The organism is Micromonospora sp. NPDC047740, assembly GCF_043204735.1.
GTDB lineage: Bacteria > Actinomycetota > Actinomycetes > Mycobacteriales > Micromonosporaceae > Micromonospora.
The window spans coordinates 805,093-829,709 of record NZ_JBIDCT010000001.1; the positions used below are offsets into that span (position 1 = coordinate 805,093).

16 protein-coding genes are annotated in these 24,617 nt (G+C 70.8%); 11 read left to right on the forward strand and 5 right to left on the reverse strand.

Going from position 1 to position 24,617, the window contains the following annotated elements:
- Window positions 1–126: 126 nt before the first annotated feature.
- From ACGF4F_RS03355 to ACGF4F_RS03385, 7 genes are all read left to right on the forward strand, one after another.
- Complete coding sequence (locus ACGF4F_RS03355; RefSeq protein WP_393074444.1) at window positions 127–1,257, forward strand: Gfo/Idh/MocA family protein; 1,131 nt, start codon at window positions 127–129, stop codon at window positions 1,255–1,257.
- Window positions 1,254–2,756 carry a sugar ABC transporter ATP-binding protein gene (locus tag ACGF4F_RS03360; protein ID WP_393074447.1) on the forward strand — a complete coding sequence of 501 codons (1,503 nt, stop codon included), beginning with the start codon at window positions 1,254–1,256 and terminating at the stop codon, window positions 2,754–2,756. The genes ACGF4F_RS03355 and ACGF4F_RS03360 overlap by 4 nt, the downstream gene beginning before the upstream one ends.
- On the forward strand, window positions 2,753–3,778 hold the full coding sequence (locus tag ACGF4F_RS03365) for an ABC transporter permease (protein WP_357436082.1): 1,026 nt from the start codon (window positions 2,753–2,755) through the stop codon (window positions 3,776–3,778). Before ACGF4F_RS03360 ends, ACGF4F_RS03365 begins: the two co-directional genes overlap by 4 nt.
- Entirely contained in the window at window positions 3,775–4,788 is a 1,014-nt protein-coding gene (locus tag ACGF4F_RS03370; protein WP_393074450.1) for an ABC transporter permease, read from the forward strand. Before ACGF4F_RS03365 ends, ACGF4F_RS03370 begins: the two co-directional genes overlap by 4 nt.
- Before the next feature lie 32 nt (window positions 4,789–4,820).
- On the forward strand, window positions 4,821–5,996 hold the full coding sequence (locus ACGF4F_RS03375) for a substrate-binding domain-containing protein (RefSeq protein WP_387422161.1): 1,176 nt from the start codon (window positions 4,821–4,823) through the stop codon (window positions 5,994–5,996).
- Complete coding sequence (locus ACGF4F_RS03380) at window positions 5,993–6,844, forward strand: sugar phosphate isomerase/epimerase family protein (protein ID WP_393074454.1); 852 nt, start codon at window positions 5,993–5,995, stop codon at window positions 6,842–6,844. The genes ACGF4F_RS03375 and ACGF4F_RS03380 overlap by 4 nt, the downstream gene beginning before the upstream one ends.
- Before the next feature lie 99 nt (window positions 6,845–6,943).
- Window positions 6,944–12,955, forward strand: coding sequence for a ThuA domain-containing protein (locus tag ACGF4F_RS03385; RefSeq protein ID WP_393074458.1), 6,012 nt, complete (start codon window positions 6,944–6,946; stop codon window positions 12,953–12,955).
- A gap of 80 nt (window positions 12,956–13,035) precedes the next feature.
- Here ACGF4F_RS03385 and ACGF4F_RS03390 read toward each other — a convergent pair whose 3' ends face one another.
- Both ACGF4F_RS03390 and ACGF4F_RS03395 read right to left on the reverse strand, forming a co-directional pair.
- Window positions 13,036–13,395 (reverse strand): VOC family protein, encoded by a 360-nt coding sequence (locus ACGF4F_RS03390; protein WP_357436092.1) that lies wholly within the window; start codon window positions 13,393–13,395, stop codon window positions 13,036–13,038.
- 64 nt (window positions 13,396–13,459) lie between these two features.
- Entirely contained in the window at window positions 13,460–14,494 is a 1,035-nt protein-coding gene (locus ACGF4F_RS03395; protein WP_393074461.1) for a sigma-70 family RNA polymerase sigma factor, read from the reverse strand.
- A gap of 117 nt (window positions 14,495–14,611) precedes the next feature.
- Here ACGF4F_RS03395 and ACGF4F_RS03400 point away from each other — a divergent pair, with 117 nt between their 5' ends.
- The 4 genes from ACGF4F_RS03400 to ACGF4F_RS03415 all read left to right on the forward strand — a co-directional run bounded on the left by ACGF4F_RS03400 (window position 14,612) and on the right by ACGF4F_RS03415 (window position 19,335).
- Complete coding sequence (locus tag ACGF4F_RS03400) at window positions 14,612–15,232, forward strand: maleylpyruvate isomerase family mycothiol-dependent enzyme (RefSeq protein ID WP_357436096.1); 621 nt, start codon at window positions 14,612–14,614, stop codon at window positions 15,230–15,232.
- Between the two features lie 101 nt (window positions 15,233–15,333).
- Window positions 15,334–16,461 (forward strand): SPFH domain-containing protein, encoded by a 1,128-nt coding sequence (locus ACGF4F_RS03405; RefSeq protein WP_393074464.1) that lies wholly within the window; start codon window positions 15,334–15,336, stop codon window positions 16,459–16,461.
- Between the two features lie 51 nt (window positions 16,462–16,512).
- Window positions 16,513–17,607 carry a hypothetical protein gene (locus ACGF4F_RS03410; RefSeq protein WP_357436100.1) on the forward strand — a complete coding sequence of 365 codons (1,095 nt, stop codon included), beginning with the start codon at window positions 16,513–16,515 and terminating at the stop codon, window positions 17,605–17,607.
- 180 nt (window positions 17,608–17,787) lie between these two features.
- The gene (locus ACGF4F_RS03415; RefSeq protein WP_357436101.1) at window positions 17,788–19,335 is read left to right on the forward strand and encodes an alkaline phosphatase D family protein; all 1,548 of its coding nucleotides are present in this window, start codon (window positions 17,788–17,790) and stop codon (window positions 19,333–19,335) included.
- A 94-nt stretch (window positions 19,336–19,429) separates the two neighbouring features.
- Here ACGF4F_RS03415 and katG read toward each other — a convergent pair whose 3' ends face one another.
- The 3 genes from katG to ACGF4F_RS03430 form a co-directional block, all read right to left on the reverse strand.
- Window positions 19,430–21,625 carry a catalase/peroxidase HPI gene (katG, locus tag ACGF4F_RS03420; protein ID WP_357436102.1) on the reverse strand — a complete coding sequence of 732 codons (2,196 nt, stop codon included), beginning with the start codon at window positions 21,623–21,625 and terminating at the stop codon, window positions 19,430–19,432.
- 388 nt (window positions 21,626–22,013) lie between these two features.
- Window positions 22,014–23,519 (reverse strand): sugar ABC transporter ATP-binding protein, encoded by a 1,506-nt coding sequence (locus ACGF4F_RS03425; RefSeq protein WP_393074469.1) that lies wholly within the window; start codon window positions 23,517–23,519, stop codon window positions 22,014–22,016.
- 73 nt (window positions 23,520–23,592) lie between these two features.
- Window positions 23,593–24,429 carry a DeoR/GlpR family DNA-binding transcription regulator gene (locus ACGF4F_RS03430; protein ID WP_357436105.1) on the reverse strand — a complete coding sequence of 279 codons (837 nt, stop codon included), beginning with the start codon at window positions 24,427–24,429 and terminating at the stop codon, window positions 23,593–23,595.
- Window positions 24,430–24,617: the final 188 nt, after the last annotated feature.

Consider the following 24,617-nt stretch of genomic DNA (forward strand, 5'->3'; position numbering starts at 1 on the left):
ATTAAACCGAAGTGGCGGCGTTACGTCGGCTGGCGCGAGGGTTCGAGATGTTGATCATCTAGGTACGGTCGATGTAGACATATCTTTTGATTGACGATCGTCATAAGTGGACGTTACCGTCGTCACATGTCTGTGACCGATGTCATTACGGCGTCTGGTGGTGGCCTCGAATCCGACCAGCAGACGCTACGCGTGGCGGTGGTCGGCGCGGGGTTCATGGGCCAGGTGCACGCGGAGGCGGCCCGGCGCGCCGGAGCGACCGTCGTGGCCGCGATGGCGTCGCGCCCCGAGGGCGCCGCCGCTGCGGCTCGCGCCGTCGGCGCGGACGAGGGCTACCCGAACCTGGCGGCCCTGCTCGACGGCGCCGAGATCGACGTGCTGCACGTGTGCACTCCCAACGCGTCGCACGCCCCCGTGGTCGCCGCCGCGCTCGCCGCCGGCGTGCACGTCATCTGCGAAAAGCCCCTCGCCACGGGCAGCGTCGAGGCCACGGCGCTGATGGAGGCGGCCGGCGATCGGGTAGCCACGGTGCCATTCGTCTACCGCTTCCATCCGATGGTGCGCGAGTTGCGCGCCCGGCTGGCCGCCGGCGAGGCGGGCGTCGTCGCCAGCGTGACCGGCGGCTACCTCCAGGACTGGCTGTCCCGCCCGTCCGACGACGACTGGCGGGTCGACGCCGCGCTCGGCGGGCCGTCGCGAGCGTTCGCCGACATCGGCTCGCACTGGTGCGACCTGTTCGAGTTCGTCACGGGCGACCGGATCGCCCGGCTGTCCGCGCGCACCGCGGTCGTGCACGAGCGCGCCCGCAGCGCCGGGGAGCCCACCGAGGACCTGGCCACCGTGCACTTCACCACGGCCGCCGGCATGGTTGGCACGCTGGTGGTGTCGCAGGTCGCCGCGGGCCGCAAGAACCGGCTGCACCTGGAGCTTTCCGGCACGGAGGCGAGCTTCGGCTTCGACCAGGAGGACCCGGAGCGGCTGTGGGTCGGCCGGCGCGAGGGCGGCCAGACGCTGCTGCGCGACCCTGGCACGCTGCACCCCTCCGCCGCGCGCTACGTCCGGCTGCCCGCCGGGCACGCGCAGGGCTACCAGGACTGCTTCGACGCGTTCGTCGCCGACACCTACCGGGCGGTGCGTGGCGCGGACGTCCCGGACGGGCTGCCCACGTTCGCGGACGGCCTGCGCGCCGTCCGGATCACCGAATCGGTGCTGGCCTCCGCGGCGGCGGACGGCGCGTGGACAGAGGTGCCGGCATGACGCCCGGCCCAACGACGAGCGTGCGCCTGACCGGGATCACCAAGTCCTTCCTCGGCGTGCCGGTGCTGCGCGGGGTGGACCTGGAGCTGCGGGGCGGCGAGGTGCACGCCGTGATGGGCGAGAACGGTGCGGGCAAGTCCACGCTGCTCAAGGTGCTGGCCGGGGTGCACCGGCCGGACGGCGGCACCATCGAGGTCGACGGCGCCGAGATGTCGTTCGCCGGTCCCACCGACGCGCAGCGGGCCGGCATCGCCATCATCCACCAGGAATTCACCCTGCTGCCGCACCGCAGCGTCGCCGAGAACGTCTACCTTGGCCGCGAGCCGGTGCGGCGGATGCAGGTTGACCGCCGGCGCATGGTGGCCGACACCCGCGAGCTGCTGGACTGGCTCGGCGAGGACGGGATCGATCCGGCCGACAGCGTGTCGTCACTGTCGGTCGCCCAACGACAGGTCGTGGAGATCGTCAAGGCGCTGTCGACCGACGCGCGGGTGCTGGGCATGGACGAGCCGACCGCCGCGCTCGCCGATCACGAGGTCGAGCTGCTCTACGACCTGGTGCGCCGGCTGCGCGAGCGGGGCATCGCGATCCTCTACGTCTCGCACCGGATGCGCGAGGTGTTCGACCTCTCCGACCGGATCACCGTGCTCAAGGACGGCCAGTTCGTGACCTGCGCCCCGACCAGCGAGCTGACCTCGGAGGACCTGGTCCGTCACATGGTGGGCCGTGACCTGGGCGAGTACTACCCGGACCGGGCGGTCCCCGACGACCTCGGAGCGGTCCGCCTCGCGCTGCGCGGCGCCGGCAACGACCGCCTCCGCGGCCTGAACCTCGAGGTACGCGCCGGGGAGATCGTCGGGCTGGCCGGGCTGCAAGGGTCTGGCCGCTCGGCGGTCGCGCGCGCCGTGTTCGGCGTCGAGCCGTTCACCCGCGGCTCGTTGGAGGTCGACGGAGCGGCCCAGCGGGTGACCCGGCCCCGCACCGCCGTGCGCCTCGGGATCGCGCTGGTCACCGAGGACCGCAAGGGGGACGGGCTGGCGCTTGGGCAGTCCGTGCGGGACAACACGCTGCTGGTGCGCCGCGCCGCGCTGCGCGGCGGGCGCTCCCGCGAGAAGTCGGATGTGGCGCAGCTGCTCGACCTGGTGACCGTGGTGGCCCGCGGGGAGCACCAGGAGGTGCGCTTCCTGTCCGGCGGCAACCAGCAGAAGGTCGTGCTCGCCAAGTGGCTGGCGGTCGAGCCGAGGGTGCTGGTGGTCGACGAGCCGACGCGCGGCATCGACGTCGGCGCGAAGCGGGCCGTGCACGAGCTGCTGCGCGACCTCGCGAGGCGTGGGGTGGCGGTGCTGATGATCTCCTCGGAGCTCCCCGAGCTGATCGGGATGAGCGACCGGATCCTCGTCATGCACGACGGTGCGCTGGCCGGTGAGCTGCCCGCCGGCGCGAGTGAGGGGGCTGTGATGGCGCTGGCCACCGGACACGGGATCGGTGAGGCGGCGTGAGCATTCTTCAGGAGAACACGGTTCCGGTCGAGCGGAAGGCCATGCGGCCGGCGCTGCGCCGGCGGCTCACCCCGACGGTCATCGTCTACCTCGCTCTCGTCGCTCTGCTGGTCGTCGGCAGCGTGCTCGTCGGGCTGCGCGGCGAGGTCCTGCTCGACCAGGGCGGCATCCTCAACATCCTCACCCGGGCCACCGCACTCGGTCTGGTGGCGATAGGACAGACGATGGTGATCCTCACCGGATCCCTCGACCTGTCCGTCGCCTACCTGGTCGGCCTCACCTCACTGATCGCCGCGGAGACGATGGCCGGTCGGGACGGCATGCTCGTGCCCGGCGTGCTGCTGGCGCTCGCGGTCGCCGCCGGTGTCGGCCTGGTCAACGGGCTGGTCATCACCGTCCTCAAGGCCAACGCGTTCATCGCCACGCTCGGTGTGGCACTGATCCTGCGCGGCTATCTTGAGGACAACTACACCGGCCCGGCCGGCGATGTGCCGCGCGGCTTCCAGCACCTCGGCTACGACCGGATCGGCCCGATACCGGTCGCGGCGCTGCTCATGCTGGCTGCCGCCGCACTGGCCTGGTGGTACCTGTCGCGGACCCGCCCCGGCTACCACATGTACGCCGTCGGCGGTGACATCGAGGTGGCCCGGCTGTCCGGGGTGCCCACCCGCCGGGTCATCGTCACCGCGCACGTGCTGTGCTCGGTTGCCGCCGGTCTCACCGGGATCTACCTCGCCAGCCGGCTCGGGTCGGGGGCACCGTACGTTGGCACCGACGCCGGGTACGACCTGGAGTCGATTGCCGCCGTCGTGCTCGGCGGGACGCTGCTCGCCGGTGGCCGGGGCGGCGTCGTCGGGACCATCGGCGGCGTCCTCATCCTCGCCACCCTGGACACCATCTTCGACGACCTCGAGGTCGATCCGTTCTTCAAGGACGTGGTGCGCGGCGTCGTACTCGTGACCGCGGTCGCGCTCTACGCCCGCCGCATGATCGCCAGCCGCGGTCGTGGGAGGTTGGCATGACCTGGCGTCCCCGCCTTGCCGAGGGCACCGCGCCCGTGCTCGTCGTCCTGTTCCTGCTGCTCCTCGGGCTCGCGATCGCCGGCCCGGCCTACGCTGAGCCGTCCGGCTACCTGGCGCTGCTCAAGCGGGCCGCGCCGCTGATGATCCTCGCGATCGGGCAGTACTTCGTCATCGTCTCCGGCGGGTTCGACCTGTCGGTCGGCGCGCTGGTGACCGCCGGGGTGGTCATCGCGGCTCGGCTGATCAACGGCAGCGAGTCCGCGACACCGCGGGTGATCCTGCTCGTGCTCGGGTTCGGCCTGCTGGTCGGCCTGGTCAACGGGCTGGTCACGACGAAGCTCCTGGTGCCGTCGTTCATCGTCACGCTCGGCATGCTGCTGGTGCTCGACGGCGCGATATTCCTGTGGACCGGCGGTGCCCCACGCGGCGCGCTGTCGGCCGGGTTCCGGACGTTCGGGCGCGGCGCCGTGGAGGTCCCCGCGCTCGGCGAGGTTCCCTGGTCGGTGCTCATCCTGCTGGCGATCCTGGTGGCCGCGGCGCTGTTCATGCGCGGCGGCACCGGCCGGGCGCTGGTCGCGGTCGGCGACAACGAGGCCGCCGTGCGGCTGTCCGGCGGCCAGGTCGACCGGCTCCGGTTGCTCGCGTTCGTCCTGTCCGGGCTGCTCGCGGCGGTCGCCGCGATCCTGCTGGGCGGGTTCGCCGGCGTATCGGCGCAGGTCGGCGATGGCCTGGAGTTCCGGGCGATCACCGCCGTCGTGCTGGGTGGCGTGCTGCTCGGCGGCGGACGCGGGTCGGTGGTGGCGGCCGCCGCCGGCGCGCTCTCGCTGGAATCCCTGTTCACGCTGCTGAACCTGCTCGGCGTGAGCGGTGCCCTCGAGTCGGCCGTGCAGGGCGTGATCATCATCGCCGCCGTCGCCTACGCCTCCCTCGGCAGCGGCGTACGGCAGCGGCTGCGGTGGTGGCCGAAACAGCGGAGCAGCGCGGCACCCGCGCAACCCGCCTCCTCCTGAAGTCCCCAAGGTTAGTAAGGAGATCGACGATAATGACCAAGAAATGGGCCACGGTGGTCGTGGCGGGCGCACTGGCGCTCGCCGGATGCTCGAGCGACCTGCCCGACGACAAGGCCACTGCCGGCGGATCACCCAGTTCCGACGCGAACAAGTCGAAGTTCTTCGACCAGGCGGAGTACGACCGCCAGTTGGCGTTCCGCGGCGCCACGCCGCAGGGCCCGGACGGCAAGCCGTGGGAGCAGATGCTCGAGCCGGAAATGGTGGACACGGCGAAGTTCGCCAAGCCCGGCGGAAAATACACCCTCTGCTTCTCCAACGCCGCCGTGAACAACCCGTGGCGACAGGTGGGCTTCAAGACCATGCAGCAGGAGGTCAAGCAGCACCCGGAGATCACCACGTTCACGGTGCTGGATGCGGAGGCCAAGGACGACAAGCAGATCAGCGACATCCAGTCGCTGTCCGGCAAGAACTGCTCCGCGATCATCATCTCGCCGAACACCACCGCCACGCTGACGCCGGCGGTGGAGCAGGCGTGCCAGACTGGCGTGCCGGTGATCGTGTTCGACCGAGGCGTCAACACCAGCTGCCCGGTCACCTTCATCCACCCCATCGGCGGCTTCGCCTTCGGCGCCGACGGCGCGGAGTTCCTGAAGGAGAAGGTCAAGCCGGGCGGCAAGGTTCTCGCTCTGCGCATCCTGCCCGGTGTGGACGTGCTTGAGCAGCGCTGGGCGGCCGCCAACGAGATCTTCGGCGGCAGCGAGCTGAAGGTGGTCGGGGTGGAGTTCACCGACGGCGACGCGGCGAAGACCAAGAGCATCGTGGCCGACTACATCCAGCGCGAGGGCCGGATCGACGGCGTGTGGATGGATGCCGGCGCGACCGCCGTCGCCGCGGCCGAGGCGTTCCAGGACGCCGGGGTCGACGTCCCGGCCATCGTCGGCGAGGACCAGCAGGACTTCCTGCGGCTGTGGGTCGACGAGGGCCTCACCGCGGTCGCGCCGACCTATCCGACCTACCAGTGGCGCACGCCGATCATCGCCGCGCTGAAGATCCTCAAGGGCGAGCAGGTGCCGAAGGAGTGGGTGCTGCCGCAGCCGCGGATCACCGGCGACAACGTCAAGGACTACGTCAAGCAGGACATGCCGCCACTGCACTACGCCATGTGCGGCTGCGAGGGCATGCCGGGCTACCCGGGGCCGTGGCGGTGACCAGTCATCCCCTCGGGGTCAACACCTGGGTGTGGGCCTCGCCGCTCACCGACGCGACCTTGGCCGCCCTCGCGGCCAGGGTCGCGGGGTGGGGCTTCGACGTGCTCGAGCTGCCGGTGGAGAACCCGGGCGACTGGGAGCCGAGGCAGGCCGCCCAGGTGCTCGCCGACCACGGCCTGGGCGCCACCGTGTGCCTCGTGATGCCTCCCGGTCGTGAGCTGGTCGCGGCGGACCCGGCCACCATCCGGTCCACCCAGGCTTACCTGTTCCGCGTGGTCGACGCCGCCGCGACCGTCGGATCGCCGGTGATCGCCGGACCGGCGTACGCCTCGGTCGGCCGGACCTGGCGGCTGTCACCGGCCGAGCGGGCCGCGGCGTACGCGCAACTGCGGGAGAGCCTCGCCCCCGTTGTCGAGTACGCGGGCGCGGCCGGCGTCACGGTGGCCGTCGAGCCGCTCAACCGCTACGAGACGAGCCTGCTCAACACCGTCGGCCAGACCCTCGAGGCGATCGGCGACCTGCCGCACTGCGGCGTCGCGCTCGACCTCTACCACTTGAACATCGAGGAGACGGACATCCCGGCGGCGATCCGCTCGGCCGCCGGCCGGGTGGCACACGTCCAGGTGTGCGGCAACGACCGCGGCACGCCCGGCGCCGATCACCTGGACTGGCCGGCGATCCTCGCCTCGATCGACGCGGCGGGCTACGGCGGCCCCCTGTGCATCGAGTCGTTCACCGCGGAGAACGCGACGATCGCGACCGCCGCCTCCATCTGGCGTCCGCTCGCCGCGAGCCAGGACGCGATCGCCATCGACGGCCTGAAGTTCCTGCGGGCGGTGATGCCCTAGCACCGACGGCCAGCTCCACCCCCACTCCGACGGCGCCGGCACGCCGCACGGTCATGACCCCACCAGTAGTTCCTCGCGTCCCAGGAGGTACCGCATCTCATGAACGTGACCTGGCGTCCCCGGTGGGGACGACTGTTAGCGATACCCGTCGTCGGCGCGCTCGCGCTGTCCATGATCAGCCCAGCGCCGGCGGCCGCCCACGAGGGCACGCACGGCCAAGCCCACGTGCTGATCTTCACCAAGACCACGCAGTTCCGGCACACCGAGGCGATCGAGCAGGGCGTTCCCGTGCTGCAGGCCGCCTTCGCCGACGCCGGGATCACCTCCCAGCACACCGAGGACTCGTCGATCTTCAACGACCAGGACCTCGCGCACTTCGACGCCCTGGTGATGTTCCAGGCTTCCGGCGACCCGTGGACCGCCGACCAGAAGGCGGCGATGGAGCGCTACATGAAGGCCGGGCACGGCATCGTCGCCATCCACAACGCCACCGACATGCGCGGGAACTACGCGTGGTGGGACAACATGATCGGCTCGCTGATGCCCGGCCACGCCGCCACCGGCACCAGCCCCGGCCTGCCCGGCACCGTCCGCGTCGAGGACCACAGCCACCCGTCGACCGCGCACCTGCCGCAGCGGTGGGAACGCGCCGACGAGTGGTACAACTACGCGCTCAACGTCCGCGGCAACGCGCACGTGCTCGCCACGATGGACGAGACGACGTACAACCCGGGCAACAACGCCATGGGCTACGACCACCCGATCTCGTGGTGCAAGCCGTACGACGGCGGCCGTGCCTGGATGACCGGCATGGGCCACTTCGGCGCGCACTACACCGGCGAGCCGGGGCTGGTGCAGCACATCGTCGGCGGCGTGAAGTGGGCGGCCGGCATGGTCGAGGGCGACTGCGGCGGCACGGTGTGGGACCAGTTCGAACGGGTCCCGCTGGACCAGAACACCAGCGCCCCGTTCGCCATGGACGTCGCACCGGACGGCCGGGTCTTCTTCACCGAGTTGGTACGCGGCCAGATCCGGGTGTACGACCCGCGGACGAAGACCACCTCCACCGCGATCACGATCCCGGTGTACTCCGGCGGTGAGGACGGCCTGCTCGGCATCGCGCTCGACCCGAAGTTCGCCCAGAACGGCTACCTCTACATCTACTACGCGCCGGCGAGCACGAACGACAGCGACCCGGCGAACTTCTTCAGCCGCCTGTCCCGGCTCACCGTCGGGCCGGGCTCGCAGATCGACCGGGCCACGGAGAAGGTCCTGCTCGAGGTGCCGGCGCGCCGGCTCCCCGATGAGCCCGGGCACACCGGCGGCGGCCTCGCGTTCGGCCCGGACGGGAACCTCTACCTGAGCGTTGGCGACGACGTGAACCCACACTCCGAGCCGTCCGGCGGCTACGCGCCGCTGTCTGAGCGGGACGGCACGTTCCACGACGCGCGGGCGACCTCGGCCAACACCAACGACCTGCGCGGCAAGCTGCTGCGGATCCGCCCCGAGGCGGACGGCACCTACTCCATCCCCGCGGGCAACATGTTCCCGCCAGGCACCGCGAAGACCCGGCCGGAGATCTACGCGATGGGCTTCCGCAACCCGTTCCGGTTCTCGATCGACTCGCAGACCGGGGCCATCGGGCTGGCGGACTACTCGCCGGACAACAGCAACGACAACCCGGACCGCGGGCCCGCCGGCATCGCCGAGTGGAACCTCATCACCGAGCCCGGCTTCTACGGCTGGCCGTTGTGCATGGGCAACAACGAGCCGTTCCGGGACGTGGACTACCGGACGAACCCGGTGACGGTCGGGGCGTACTTCGACTGCAACAAGCCGATCAACGACTCGGTGCGCAACACCGGCCTGACCGAGTTGCCGGCGGCCAAGGCACCCAAGATGTGGTACGGCTACAAGCGTTCCTCGGTGCCGTCGGTCATCCCGCAGGGTGGCGGCCTGGCTCCGATGGGCGGCCCGTTCTACAACTACGACCCGAACCTGCAGTCGGACACCAAGTTCCCGGCGTCCTACGACGGCAAGCCGTTCTTCTACGAGTGGTCGCGGAACAAGATGTACTCGATCATCCCGAACGGGCAGGGCGGGGTCGAGAAGGTCAACCCGTTCCTGCCGCAGCAGCAGTTCCTCGCCCCGATCGACTCCAAGTTCGGTCCCGACGGCTCGATGTACGTCCTCGACTGGGGTGGCGGCTTCGGCCGTGACAACCCGAACTCGGGGCTGTACCGGGTCGACTACATCTCCGGCTCACGCTCGCCGACGGCGAAGATCAACGCGACGCCGGACTCCGGCCAGGCGCCGCTGCAGGTCCGCTTCGACGGCTCGGGCAGCACCGACCCGGAAAACGAGCAGCTACGGTACGAGTGGGACTTCACCGGTGACGGCTCCGCCGACTCCACCGAGCTGAAGCCGACCTTCACCTACACCGCGAACGGCGTCTACAACGCCCGGCTCACGGTGACCGACCCGGCCGGCAAGACCGGGACGGCGACGGTGCCGATCACGGTCGGCAACACCCGGCCGCAGGTGAAGTTCAACCTGCCGCCCAACGGCGCGTTCTTCGACTTCGGCGACGAGGTGAGCTGGGACCTGTCGGTCAGCGACGCTGAGGACACCCAGATCGACGACGCCGACGTGGTGATCCAGCCGGCGATGGGCCACGACGAGCACGCGCACCCGGCCGATCCGTTGCACGGACGCACCGGCAAGGTGGTCACCGCCCTCGGCGGCGGGCACGGCGAGGACATGAACGTCTTCTACGCGATCGACGGCCGCTACGCCGACTCCGGCGGCGCGGGTGGCATCCCGAGCCTGACCGGCTCCGACACCACCCTGATGTTCCCGAAGCAGCGGGAGGCGGAGTTCTTCGACAACTCGTCGAACATGACGGTCGGCTCGTCGCGGGACGTCGAGGGCCATGGAAGCTCCATCGCCGGCCAGAACGGCGCCTGGGCCTCGTACGACCCGGTCAACCTGCACAACGTCGACCGGTTGATCCTGCGCGCGTCGGCCGCCAGCGCGAGCAAGATCGAGCTGCGGCGGGGCGCGCCGGACGGCGCACTGCTGGGCACCGCGCAGGTGCCGGCGACCAGCGGCGGCGGCTACGTGGACGTTCCGGTCGAGGTGGCCGACCCCGGCGAGACGTTCACCCTGTACGCGGTGTTCCCGGGTGCCGGTGAGCGGCGCTTGAACTTCATCGAGGCCGACGGCAAGGGCGTCTCGCCGACGAGCAAGCCGAAGGTCGCGGTGACCTCCCCGAAGCCGACCGACGAGCTGGAGCCGGGCGAGATCCACGTGACCGCAGCCGCGAGCGACGCGGAGAACACGATCACCAAGGTCGAGTTCTTCGTCGACGGCACGTCGATCGGCGTCGACACCACGGCGCCGTACTCGATGAAGTGGAACGCGTCCACCCAGAAGCGCTACCAGCTGACCGCGGTCGCGACCAACGACAAGGGCTACCACGCCAAGTCCCGCGTCGTGCAGGTCGAGGTCGGTGACCTCTACGGAGCCTGGCAGACCTACAGCAACACCACCGCCGCGTTCGACCGGCCGGACCAGGACACCTGGATCATCAACGCCGGCGGCGAGAACATGTGGCAGGGCACCGACCAGTACGGCTCGGTGTACCTGCCGGCGGCGGCCGGCAACACGTGGACCGCCACGGTGAAGATCGAGAGCCAGACGAACACGAACAACTCCGCCAAGGCCGGCCTGATCGTCCGCAACGACGTCACCCAGCCCGGCAGGTCGCCCGGGTACGCGGCGATGACGATGCGGGCGGGCCTCGGCTTCGAGTGGCTGCGCGACACCGACGGAAACGGCCAGCTCGACGCCAGCACCGGCGCCAGCAACACGAGCTACCCGTCCTGGGTGCGGATCGTACGCGACGGCGGGAAGTACTACGGGTACTGGAGCAAGGACGGGAAGGCGTTCACCCTGGTCGGCGACCCGGTGACGCTGCCCGGCGCGGCCAGCCCGCAGGACATCGGCCTCGCGGTCACCGCGCACAACGCGTCGGCCACCAGTGAGGTGAAGTTCACCGGCTTCACCCTGGTCGACAAGGCCATCCACCCGGCACCGCCGGAGACCGCTCCGGGCTGCGCGATCCGCGGCTCGGACACCTTCGACGGTGACACGCTGAACACCAACCGGTGGACCACCGTGCGCAACGCCCCGAACCTGCCGGTGCGGGTCACCAACGGCGGGCTGGTGCTGCCGGTCACCAACGGCGACATCAACGAGGCGAACACCGGACCGATCAGCTACGCCGGCCAGCGCGCCAAGGTCGGACCGTGGACGATCACCACGAAGGTGACCATCCCACACGACCGCGAGTGGCAGCACGCCGGTCTGCTCATGCACGGCACCGACAACGACTACGTCAAACTGGCGTTCACCCGCTCCTCGTCCGGCGGTCGGATCCTGGAGTTCCAGACCGAGGCCGGCGGGACGCGGACCTGGCACGCCAACGTGGGTCTGCCGGCGAACTTCCCGGCCACCGCGCACCTGCGACTCGTCAGCGACGGTCAGAAGCTGACCGCGGCGTACTCCGCCGACGGTCAGAGCTGGACGGCGCTCGCCGGCTCCGCGACCGTCATCCCGAACGCGACCGTCGGCCCCATGGCCGCCGGTGACACCGGGGCGGCACGGGTCAACGCGGTGTTCGACCACTTCACCATCACGCCGGACGGCACGGACGACGGGGTCCGCGCGCCCAGCGACGAGTTCGACGGCAGCACGCTCGACGGCTGCCGGTGGAACTCGGTGGTGCGGTACGACTCGACCAAGGCCGCGGTGAACGGCGGTGCGCTGCGCATCGAGACCCAGCCGGGCGACATCAACGGCACCAACAACGACTCGCCGCGGAACTTCATCCTGCAGAAGATCCCCGCGCAGGTCGCGGCCGGCGACTGGACGATCGAGACCAGGCTGACGCCGTCGATGCTGCACAAGTGGCAGCTGGCCGGCTTCCTGGTCTACAACAACGACGACAACTACGTGAAGTTCGACGTCGTGGCGAACAACAACGCCGGAACGCCGACCAACCTGCGCGCCGAGCTCGTCTCGGAACGCAACGCGCAGTTCGGCAACGGCGGCAACCGGTCGATCGACATCGCCGACTCGTCCGAGAGCGGCTGGTACTACCTGCGGCTGAGCCGGAGTGGGAACACCTACTCGGCCCAGATCAGCGACGGCGGGGTCAACTGGACCTCGCTCGGCCAGCCGGTCACCAACGACGCCGTGATGACCTCGTTCGGTCTGATGGCGTTGGGTCCGGAGCAGGCGCAGCCGGTCACGGTCGGCTTCGACTACTTCCGGGTTCTCGACACGACGGCGCCGAGCCTGACCGTGGCGGTCGACCCGGCGCAGCCGAACGGCAAGCGCGGTTGGTACACCTCGCCGGTGACGGTCACCGCCTCGGCGAGCGATGACCGCGGCGGGCCGGTACGCATCGAGTTCGTCGAGGGCGACGGCGCCTGGACCGAGTACCGCGAGCCGATCAAGGTGACCGAGGACGGCCGGTGGGAGCTGCGGCTCCGGGCGATCGACGAGGCCGGCAACATCTCCGCGCTGAAAGCGGTGTCCCTGGCCGTGGACACCACGGACCCGGTCGTGACCGTCGACGGCGTGGCGAACGGCGGCAAGTACGACCTCGGCAGGTCACTGCCGATCGCCGCCACGGCCCGGGACGCCGCGTCGGGCATCGACTCGGTTGCCCTCCGCCTGGACGGGGTGGCGATCGAGAGCGGGGCGGGGGTCCAGCCCACGGCCGGCGGTCACGAACTGACCGTCGTGGCGACCGACCTGGCCGGCAACGCCACGGAGGTGACCGTCTCGTTCGAGATCGTCGCCACCTACGACAACGCCCAGGCGCTGGTGCGGCGATACCAGGCGGACGGCCTGATCAGCGAGGATCTCGCCGACCACCTGTTCGGCCAGCTCCAGGCGGCCAAGAGCACGGCGGCGGCGGGCCGGCCGGAGCAGGCCAAGGCTGCGCTGGACCGGTTCGCGGCGGCGGCCAGGACCGCCACCGACGAGTCGGCCCGCACGCAACTGCTCGCGGCCGGCGCCTACCTGAAGGCCCGTCTGTGAGGAGATGACGGCGAGCCGGTGCCGGCCGGCTCCCCGACCGGTGCCGGAGCACGCCACGCGTGCTCCGGCACCTGGTCTTCTCAGATCACCTGGGTCAGGTTGATCAGGTTGCCGTCAGGGTCGTGCACGTGCGCCACCCGCTGGCCCCACGGCATGTCGTTGGGTGGGCCGAGCACCCGCCCGCCGGCTGTCACCACCTCGTCCAGCAGCGCGTCCACATCCTCGACGTCCACGCTGAGCAGGATCCGCGGCGGCGTGGACAGGTCGGTGTCGGGCTGGCTGACCAGGCCGACCTCCGAGTCGCCCAGCATGAGGCTGACGAAGAACGGCGGGCCGTCAGCGGGGAACCGTCGCACCTGCACGGCGTTGAACAAGCGTTCGTAGAACGCCTGCAGGCGGCCCAGGTCGGGCGTGCTGATGACGGGCTGGACCGTTGTCATTGACTGCTCCTCCGATTGGCGTGGCTGTCACCACCGGGGGTTATACGTACCGGAGCCGCCGGACTCATCGGTGCGCCGCGCGGCGGCCCGCGATCGGCCCGGTGACCCGTGGCGGGCCGGCCGGCAAGGCCCCGACCGGCGGCCGGGGCTGGGCCGGCGGGCCGAACAGTTGGACCAGCCGGCCGGGGTCGAGGTAGGTGGTGCTGCCGGTGACCAGACCCTGCCACACGTCGAGGACGACCAGCCCGAACGGCACGTGCACGCCGTCCTGATCCGGCCGGGTCTGCCAGTACGCCGGCGATCCGTTCGCCGCCACCGGCACCAGCCGGGCTCCTTCGCACGTTCCCGGTGCCAGCAGAGCCTGTCGGATCTCCGCCCGGCCGCGGATCCACCAGCGGAACGGTGGCATCGATATGGTGGCATCCTCGTGCAGCATCGCCACCAGCGCGGTCACGTCATGTCGCTCGAATGCGTCGCAGTATCGGGCGAGCAGGTCGCGTTGGGCTCGGTCGTCCGGCCGCAGTGGCTCGCCCGGCGTCACCCCGGCGGCCCTGAGCGTCGTTCTGGCTCGTTGCAGGGCGCTGGTCACCGCCGCCACGGTGGTGCCCAGCAGATCCGCGACCTCCTCGGCCCGCCAGCACAGCACGTCGCGCAGGATCAGCACGGCCCGCTGGCGGGGCGGCAGATGCTGGAGGACGGCGACGAACGCCAGCCGGATCGTCTCCCGGCGCACGGCCTGCTCCTCCGGGCCGCCGTCCGCCGGCAGCACCAGATCGTCCGGCACGGGCTGCACCCAGGCTCGTTCGGTGGCCGGCGCGCCGATCTCCGCACCAGCCCTCGACGGGCCGCTGAGATCCATCGCGAGGGCACGGCGCCGCGCGCCGCGCAGCATGTCGAGACAGACGTTCGTCGCGATGCGGTACAGCCAGGTCCGCAGGGAGGCCCGCCGCTCGTCGTACCGGTCGAGCGACCGCCAGCCGCGCAACAGCGTTTCCTGCACCGCGTCCTCGGCTTCGAACCCGGACCCGAGCATCCGGTAGCAGTAGCCGGTCAGCTCCACCCGGTACGGCTCCAGCCGGTCCACCGTCGTGTCCACCACGCCCCCGACCATACGGATACCGGCCGACGTACGGCGGCAGCGATGAGTTCGGAACGCCTCCGTCGTATCCCATGGTGCGGATCCGGACGGGTCCGCGCAACGGACGGGAGGCGGATGATGGTAGATCGGCTTCGAGCCGCGGTGGCGGCGGAACGGCGCGAGTTGGCGGACCTGCTCGCCACCCTGCCGACCGAGCGATGGGATTCGGTCACCCTGTGTGATGGCTGGCGGGTGCGGGAGGTCGTCGCGCACATGACGATGCCGTTCCGGACCTCCCTCCGGCGGATCCTCATCGACCTGATGAAGGCGCGCGGCAGCTTTGATCGGATGGCCGATCGCGCCGCCCGCCGCGACGCGGCAGGCATGCCGACCGAGCGGCTGATCGCGGCGCTGCGGGACAACATCGACCACCCCTGGACCCCGCCCGGCGGCGGGGTCGCCGGAGCGCTGTCGCACGACGTCATCCACGGCCTCGACATCACCGTGGGCCTCGGGCTGTCTCGCCGCATCCCGCCGGACCGGGTGGCGCTGGTGCTGGCCGGCATGCGGCCACGGAACATCGCGTACTTCGGCACCGACCTCACCGGGGTCAGCCTGCAGGCGACCGACCTCGACTGGGTGTACGGATCCGGAGCACCCCTGCGTGGGCTCGCTCAGGACCTGCTGCTCGTGATCTGCGGCCGCCGCCTACCCCCGGGACATCTCGACGGTGAGCCCGCGGCACGGTTCTCCCGGTGACCGGGGGAGGGGGAACCGGCGCGGCGGCCGCGGGTGGCGGGCACTTGTTATCGTCGCCGCGACGCCGATGACCTCGGCAGCGACAGGGGGAGGGGGCCGCGGTGGGGTTGATGGAAAAGCTCCGGGGCGAGTTCGTCGACATCGTGGAATGGCTGGACGACAGCCGGGACACGATCGTCTGGCGCTTCCCCCGTTACCACAACGAGATCAAGATGGGCGCCCAGCTGGTCGTCCGGGAGTCCCAGACGGCGGTGTTCGTCAACGAGGGGCAGATCGCCGACGCCTTCCCACCCGGCACGTACACGCTGGAGACCCGGAACCTGCCCATCCTGTCCACCCTCAAGGGCTGGAAGTATGGCTTCAACTCGCCGTTCAAGGCCGAGGTGTACTTCGTCAACACCCGGCAGTTCACCGACATGAAGTGGGGCACCCAGAACCCGGTGATCCTGCGGGACGCCGAGTTCGGCGTGGTCCGGCTGCGGGCGTTCGGGGCTTACGCGGCGCGGGTGGTGGACGCACAGCAGCTCCTGCGGGAGTTGGTCGGCACGGATCCGCAGTTCCGCACCGAGGAGGTGCAGGAGTACCTGCGTCAGCTCATCGTGGGGCGGCTCGGCGGCGCGCTGGCCACGGCGGGGGTGCCGCTGCTGGACCTGGCGGCGCACCAGGACGCGATCGGCCGGCGGCTGGCCGCCGTGCTGACCGAGGAGTTGGCCGAGGTCGGCATCGCCATCCCCAAGTTCGTCATCGAGAACGTCTCCGTGCCGCCGGAGGTCGAGCGGGCGCTGGACAAACGGACCGGCATGGGCGCGGTCGAGGACCTGGACCGGTTCACCCGCTACCAGGCGGCCACCGCGCTGGAGGACGCGGCGAAGAACCCAGGCGGCGGCGCCGGGGCCGGCCTCGGGCTGGGCATGGGCATGGCGGTGGGTCAGCAGGTGGCCAGGTCCATGTCGGGCGGCGCAGGGATGCAGCCGGCGCCGGTGCCCACGCCGCCAGGGGCCACCGAGCCGCCGCCGCTGCCGAACCAGACGCAGTGGTTTATCGGTGTCGCCGGGCAGCGACAGGGCCCGTTCGACCTCGGTGGGCTGGCCGAGCAGGTGGGCGCGGGCACGCTGGGCCCAGACACGCTGGTCTGGCGGGCCGGCATGGCGCAGTGGCAGCCGGCCGGGCAGCTGCCGGAGCTCGCGTCGGTGCTGGCCAGCGTCCCACCGCCGCTGCCGCCGCAGTGAGCGCGCGGTATCGGAGGGGGCCGCGATGAGCGAGCGTCAGCGAGTGCCGGCATGAGCGACACGGCAGTCTCCCCGCCGTCGTACCAGTGTGGCGGCTGCGGTGCCCGGGTCGAGTACGCGCCGGGCACGGCGGTGCTGCGCTGCCCGTACTGCGGGCACCGGCAGCAGATCGCCGGTGCCGGCCGGGAGGTGCGCGAGCACGCGTACGCGGAGCTGGCAACCTTGCCGCGTAAGCCGGCGGCCAGCGTCGGCGCGTACACGTTCGTCTGCCCGGGTTGCGGCGCCCGGACCGAGAGCGACGCGCTCGCCCAGCGCTGCCAGTTCTGCGCCACGCCGCTGGTGGTGGACGCCGCGGCGGTCGAGCTGATCGCTCCCGAGGCGGTGCTGCCGTTCGCGGTGGACCAGGCGGGCGTGCGCACCGCGCTGGGCCAGTGGTGCCGCAGCCGGTGGTTCGCGCCGAACAGCCTGAAGAAGGTCAGCGAGGCGGAGACGCTCAAGGGCACCTACCTGCCGCACTGGACGTTCGACGCGCGGACCGTCTCGGACTACCGGGGCCAGCGCGGCGAGTACTACTACGTCACCGAGACGTACACGGTGACGGTGGACGGCAGGCAGGAGACGCGCACCCGGCAGGTGCGGCACACCCGGTGGTATCCGGCGAGCGGCATCGTCCGCCGGGACTTCGACGACGTGCTGGTGCCCGCCACGACCCACCTGCCGGAGAAGCAGCTGGACCAGCTGACCCCGTGGCCGCTGGCCGAGGCGGTCGCCTACCACGGGGACTACCTGGCCGGCTATCACGCGCTGCGGTACGACACCGAGCCCGAGGCGGGCCTGGCGGCGGCGAAGGCCCGGATGGCGCCGGTCATCGAGCGGGACTGCCGGTCGGACATCGGCGGCGACGAGCAGCGGGTCACCTCCGTCCGCACCACCTACTCGGACGTCACGTACAAGCTGCTCCTGCTGCCGGTGTGGATCGCCGCGTACCTGCACGCCGGTCGGTCGTACCAGATCCTGGTCAACGCCCGGACCGGCGAGGTCATCGGCGAACGCCCGTACAGCGCCGCCAAGATCACCGCTGCGGTGCTGGCCGCGCTGGCGCTGGTCGCGGCGATCGTGGTGGCGTACCTGATGACCCGCCAGTAGTGGTCGCTGCGGACTCCTTCACACAGATCCCCACGGCCTGCCCGGCTCGACGCTGGCTGGCGATACGAGGCGTCTGATGTCCACGGAGGCGTCCGGCCGCGGCCTTCGTAAGGCCATTCGCCGGCAATGTCGGTCCCAAGAATCGGTGGTGATCATCTACCACCTCTGGAGGGACGTCGAATGCCTCAACTCCACCGGCGTGCATTCCTCGGGCTGGCCGGCGCGGCCGGAGCGGGTGCCGCCGCCGCCATCGCCGGCTTCTCCGCAGCACCGGCGTGGGCCGACCCCACCTTCGCCGACAACCCGTTCACCCTGGGCGTCGCCTCCGGCGACCCGCATCCCGACGGCGTCGTCCTGTGGACCCGCCTGGCACCGGACCCGCTCGCCGTCGACGGGATGGGCGGAATGCCGCCGCGGGTCGTCCCGGTGGCCTGGCAGATCGCCGAGGACGAGCACTTCCGGCGGGTGGTCCGCGCCGGCGCGGAGCGGGCCACGCCGGAGCTTGGTCACTCGGTACACGCCGAGGTCACCGGACTGCGCCCCGACCGCGAGTACTACTACCAGTTCCGGGTGGGCACGCACCTCAGCCCCGTCGGGCGGACCCGGACGGCACCCGCGTACGACGCGGACCGGCGGCGTCTCGCCTTCGGCTTCGTGTCCTGCCAGAACCTGCCCGCAGGGCACTTCACCGCCTACCGGCACCTGGCGGAGGAGGACCTGGACCTGGTCCTGCACCTGGGCGACTACATCTACGAGGGCCCGGGCGCCGGCTCGATCGGTCGCCCGCACCTGCCCGCCACCGAGATCTTCTCGCTCAGCGACTACCGGATCCGGCACGCCCAGTACAAGACGGACCCGGACCTTCAGCTCGCCCACGCCCGGTTCCCGTGGGCGGTCACGTGGGATGACCACGAGGTGGAGAACAACTACGCCGACGGGACCTCCGAGGATCCGAAGCAGTCGCAGGAGAGCTTCCGCCAGCGCCGGGCGCTTGCCTACCAGGCGTATTACGAGCACATGCCGCTGCGCCGGCTCAGCATCCCGCAGGGACCGGACATGCGGTTGTACCGGCGGCTCCGTTACGGCAACCTCGCCGAGTTCAACATCCTCGACGGCCGGCAGTACCGCTCGGACCAGGTGCCGGCCGGGATGGACGACCCGTCGCGGACCATGCTCGGCAGCGCCCAGGAGCAGTGGCTGCTCGACGGCCTGGCCGCCTCGACCGCCCGGTGGAACGTGCTGGGCAACCAGACCGTGATCGCCCAAGCCGACCGGGACCCCGGTCCCGGCAAGCGGCTGTCGGACGACAACTGGAACGGCTACGCGGCGGCCCGGCAGCGCCTCTTCGACGGGGTGGTCGAGCGTGGCGTGGAGAACATGGTGGTGGTCACCGGCGACGCGCACTGCAGCATGGTCGCCGACCTGAAGCAGAACTTCGACGACCAGTCGTCCCGTACGGTCGGCGTCGAGTTCCTCGGCACCTCGATCACCTCCGGCGGCAACGGCGCGGAGCTGGACACCCGGGGTACCGAATGGCTGGCCAGTAACCCGCACATGCGGTTCTACAACGGCCGGCGAGGGTACGTCCGCTGCCAGCTCGACGAGCAGCAGTGGCGCACCGACTACCGCGTCCTGCCGTACGTCACCGAGCCCGGAGCCCCGGTGTCCACCAGGGCCAGCTTCGTGGTGGAGAGCGGCCGGCCGGGCGCCCAGGTGGACGTCGCCTGACGAGCTCCGACGCCGCCCCGGGCCGCGCGAGCGCCGTGCTGCATCGACGTCGACGGGCCCCGGTCACCGTTCTCGGCGACCGGGGCCCGTCGGGTCAGGCGAGGTCGTACCGGTCCAGGTTCATGACCTTGACCCACGCCGTGACGAAGTCCTGGACGAACTTCTCCTGCGCGTCGCGGCTGCCGTAGACCTCCGCGATGGCTCGCAGCTGGGAGTTCGAGCCGAAGACGAGGTCAACGGCGGTGGCGGTCCACCTGACCTCGCCCGTGGCGCGATCCCGCCCCTCGAACACGTTCTCGGCCGAGGTGGCTGCCGTCCACTCCGTGCCGGTGTCGAGCAGGTTCACGAAGAAGTCGTTCGTCAACGCCTCGGGCCGGTCGGTGAAGACGCCGTGTCGTGCGTTCCCGGTGTTGGCCTGCAAGGCCCGCATGCCGCCGAGCAGCACCGTCATCTCGGGAGCGGTCAGGGTCAGCAGGTTGGCCCGGTCCAGCAGCAGCGTCTCCGGCGGCAACTTCTGTCCGGCTCGCAGGTAGTTGCGGAATCCGTCTGCCCTCGGCTCGAGCACGGCGAACGACGCCACGTCGGTCTGCTCCTGCGAGGCGTCCGTACGGCCCGGCCGGAACGGCACGGTGATCTCGTGGCCGGCGTTCCTCGCCGCCTGCTCGACCGCCGCGCATCCGCCGAGGACGATCAGGTCGGCAAGCGACACCTTCGTGCCGCCGGACTGGGTGTTGTTGAACTCCTGCTGGATCCGCTCCAGGGCCCGCAGCACCGTGGCCAGTTCGGCCGGGTCGTTGACCTCCCAGTTCCGCTGCGGCTCGAGGCGGATCCGGGCCCCGTTGGCGCCGCCACGCATGTCGGTACCGCGGAAGCTGGCCGCCGACGCCCACGCGGCGCGGACCAGTTGAGCGATGGACAGCCCGGATTCCAGGATCATGCCCTTGAGGGCAGCGATGCCGTCAGCCCCGATGAGCTGGTGATCGACCGCGGGGACGGGATCCTGCCACAGTTGCGGCTCGGGAACCCACGGGCCCAGGTAGCGCGTGACGGGCCCCATGTCGCGGTGCAGCAACTTGTACCACGCCTTGGCGAACGCGTCCGCGAGCTGATCCGGGTTCTCCAGGAAACGCCGCGAGATCGGCTCGTAGATCGGGTCCACGCGCAGCGCGAGGTCGGTCGTCGCCATCATCGGGGCGTGCCTGACCGCCGGGTCGTGCGCGTCGGGCACGGCGTCCGCCCCGGCGCCGCCCTTCGGCTTCCACTGCTTCGCGCCGGCCGGGCTCTCGGTCACCTCCCACTCGTAACCGAAGAGGGTCTCGAAGAAGCTGTTGTCCCACGTGATCGGGGTGGGCGTCCACGCACCCTCGAGCCCGCTGGTGATCGTGTCCCGGCCCTTGCCGCTACCGAAGGTGTTCTTCCAGCCAAGGCCCTGGCTCTCGACGGGAGCGCCCTCGGGCTCCGGGCCGACGTATTCGGCGGAGGCGGCACCATGGGTCTTGCCGAACGTGTGGCCGCCGGCGATCAGCGCCACCGTCTCCTCGTCGTTCATGGCCATGCGGCGGAAGGTCTCGCGGATGTCCCGGGCCGCGGTCAGCGGATCCGGGTTGCCGTTGGGGCCCTCCGGATTCACGTAGATGAGGCCCATCTGCACGGCACCGAGCGGGCCGGCGAGCTCCCGGTCACCGCTGTAGCGCTCGTCCCCGAGCCAGGTGTCCTCCGGCCCCCAGAAGATCTCCTCGGGCTCCCAGACGTCCTCCCGCCCGAAGCCGAAGCCGAAGGTCTTGAAGCCCATCGACTCCAGGGCGACGTTGCCGGTGAAGACCAGGAGATCTGCCCACGAGATCTTCCGCCCGTACTTCTGCTTGACCGGCCACAACAGCCGGCGGGCCTTGTCGAGGTTCGCGTTGTCGGGCCAGCTGTTGAGCGGCGCGAATCGCTGGGCGCCGTCGCCGGCGCCGCCACGGCCGTCCTCGATGCGGTACGTGCCGGCGGCGTGCCAGCTCATCCGGATGAAGAGCGGCCCGTAGTGGCCGTAGTCGGCCGGCCACCAGTCCTGCGACGCCGTCATCACGTCGAGGATGTCCTGCTTGAGCTCGTCCACGTTGAGGGTCTTGAACTCCTCGGCGTAGTCGAAGTCCGCGCCCATCGGATTGGCTCGCGGCGAGTGCTGGTGCAGAACCTGCAGGTTCAGCTGATTCGGCCACCAGTCCTGGTTGGTCCGGGGCCGGTGCGGGGTCGGAGTGGGGGATGGGATTACCGGGTTTTCACTCTCGCTGCCGCGCTCGGACACGTCGCTCCTTCTCCTGTCGTGGTTCTCGTTCGTTCAACTGTTGGCGTTTGCCGCGAGACACTCGCGGCAAACACCCCAGTAGATGACGTCGGTCAGCGCGCACAGCACGTCGTACCCGGCCTGGTGAAACACCTCGGGCAGTTCCTACGCACGGCACCGAAGATGGAGACGGTGTCGGCGTGCGGATGCGCGTGCACCGCGGCCAGCACCGCCCGCCGCGGACGGGTCACGCGGAGCGCGGCACCGCGCAGCATGCGCTCGAAGTCCGAGGATCGCGACCACAGTGCGCAGTATGCTCCATTTTATTCTGGAATGCACCAAATCCAGCGGTGCGCGGCGGGGAGCCTGAGCCGGCCCGGCTGACCCAGGCGCGGCGGCATCGCGGTGGTCAACTCGCCGCGAGCAACGCCATGATGTTCTTCTCGGTGACGCTGGGGCCGGTCAGTTGCCCCACGACGGCGCCGTCGCGCAGCACCAGGACCCGGTCGCAGGAACCGACGAGTTCCTCCAGATCGGAGGAGATCAGCATGACCGCCAGCCCGTCCACCGCGAGATCGTCGATGAGCGCCTGCACCTCGGACTTGGTGCCGATGTCGATGCCGCGGGTGGGCTCGTCGAGCATCAGCACCCGCGGGTGCGTGGCGAGCCAGCGGGCCAGCAGCACCTTCTGCTGGTTGCCGCCGGAGAGTTCCCCGACCGGCTGGTGCGGGCCGGTTGCCTTGATCCGGAGCCGGCGCACGAAGGTCTCGACGATCCGGTCGAGGCGGGCCTCGGAGACGATGCCGGCGCGGGAGAGCCGGGGGAGCGCGGCGAGCGCGATGTTGTCGCGCACCGACAGCGAGGCGATGATGCCCTCGGTCGTACGGTTCTGTGGCAGCAGTCCCACGCCGGCGCGGACTGCGCCGGCGATCGAGCGCCGGGGCAGGCGGGCGCCGGAGACGGTCACCTGCCCGGCGTCCAGCGGCATGGCGCCGGCGATCGCCTTCGCCGTCTCGCTCCGGCCCGCACCCAGCAGCCCGCTGAGGCCGACGACCTCGCCCGGCCGGAGGTTGATCGACACGCCGCCGAGAACGTGGCGGCGGGTGAGTCCGGTGGCCTGCAGGATCGGCGGGTCGGCGGGCTCCGCGGCCACGCCGCCGGGGGCCGGCGCCCCGCGCGCCACCCGCCGGCCGAGCATCAGCGACACGAGCCGCATCCGGTCGAGGCCGGCGAGCGGACCCGTGTGCACCAGCCGGCCGTCGCGCAAAACGGTGGCCCGGTCGCAGATCCGCTCGATCTCGGCGAGGCGGTGGCTGACGTAGACGATCGACCGGCCCTGGGCCCGCAGCGCGTCGAGCATGGCGAGCAGTCGTTCGACCTGATCGTCGTCCAGGCCGGCCGTGGGCTCGTCGAGGACGATCACCGAGGTGCCGATGGCGACCGCGCGGGCCACCGCGACCAACTGCTGGATCCCGGCGTCGAACGACTCGACGGGCTGGCGTACGTCGATCCGTAGGCCGCAGCCGGCCATGATGTCGCTCGCCCGGGTGTTCATCGCCGCGACGTCGATGAGGCCGAGCCGGTGGCGCGGTTCGCGGCCCAGGAACAGGTTGCGGGCGACGCTCATCTGGGGGACGAGGTTGGCCTCCTGGTGGACAGCGCCAATCCCGGCGCGCTCGGCGTCGCGCGACGAGGAGAACCGCACCGGCGTGCCGCGCAGCCGCAGCACGCCCGCGTCCGGTCGGTCGATGCCGCAGAGCACCTTGACCAGGGTCGACTTGCCGGCGCCGTTCTCGCCGAGGATGGCGTGCACCTCGCCCTGTCCGAGGGTGAAGGAGACGTGGTCGAGCGCGCGGGTGCCGGGGAAGTTCCGGACCACGCCCGCGGCTTCGATCACGGTGCTGCTGCCTACCACGGTGCCTCCTCGCAGCGGCCGGCGAGCCGGCTGAGGCGAATGATCGCGCACGGCGAGTGGAATGGTAAAGATGTCAGGGCCGGGCGACGTGCAGCCGGATGGCCCGGTTGGCCAGTTCGTCGAGCACGTCGCGGGGGGCGGCGTCGTCGGTCACGAGGTGGTCGATCTCGTCCGTGGGGATGGTCTGCACCATGGTGTCGACTCCGATCTTGGTGTGGTCGGCGAGTACGACGATCTCCTCGGCCGCCGCGGCGAGCGCCCGGTCGACGCTGGCGACCTGCATGTTCGGCGTGGAGACGCCGCGTTCGGCGGTGAGGCCGTTGCCTGAGATGAAGGCGCGGCGGACCCGCAGACCCGCGAGCGAGCGTTCGGCGGCGCTGCCGACCAGCGCGAGGATGGCGCCGCGCAGCGTACCGCCGGTGAGGACGACCTCGACCCGCGGCGCGTTGGCGAGCGCCTGGGCGACCAGCAGCGAGTTGGTCACGACGGCGAGTTCGGCATACCGGGTGAGCTGTTGGGCGAAGAGTTGGGTGGTGGTGCCGGCGCCGATGACGATGGCGTCGCCGTCCTCGACGAGCGATGCCGCGAGCTCGGCGATGGCGGCCTTCTCGGCGGCGGCGACCTGGGCCTTTTGGGCGTACGTGGGTTCCCGGGACAACGCACCGGGCAGGGTGGCCAGCGCGCCGGGCAGGGTGGCGCCGCCGTGATGGCGGTTGAGCAGCCCGTCGGCCTCCAGGATCCGCAGGTCACGTCGGACGGTGACCTCGGAGGACTGCACGGCCTGGGCGATGTCCCGCAGCGAGACCGCGCCGTTGGCGTGCATCAGTTCGAGGATGCGTTGCCGGCGCTCGGCGGCGAACATGGTCCGCCGGCCCTCGGTCGCCGTCCGGGAGTCGTCGCCAGGTGCCACGTTGTCCTCTCTTCGTGAACGGGTCGGTCTGGTTTTGATCGTACTCCGCACGGTCGGAGGGCCAGGTGAGAGCGCTCCCGGATCGTTTCTGATCGGATCTGATCGAATGCTATTGACTTGAGATCGTGACGATGATTGATTGTTTCCCAACGATTTCAGGCAGGCCTCCACCCGGTCCGGCCGGCTCA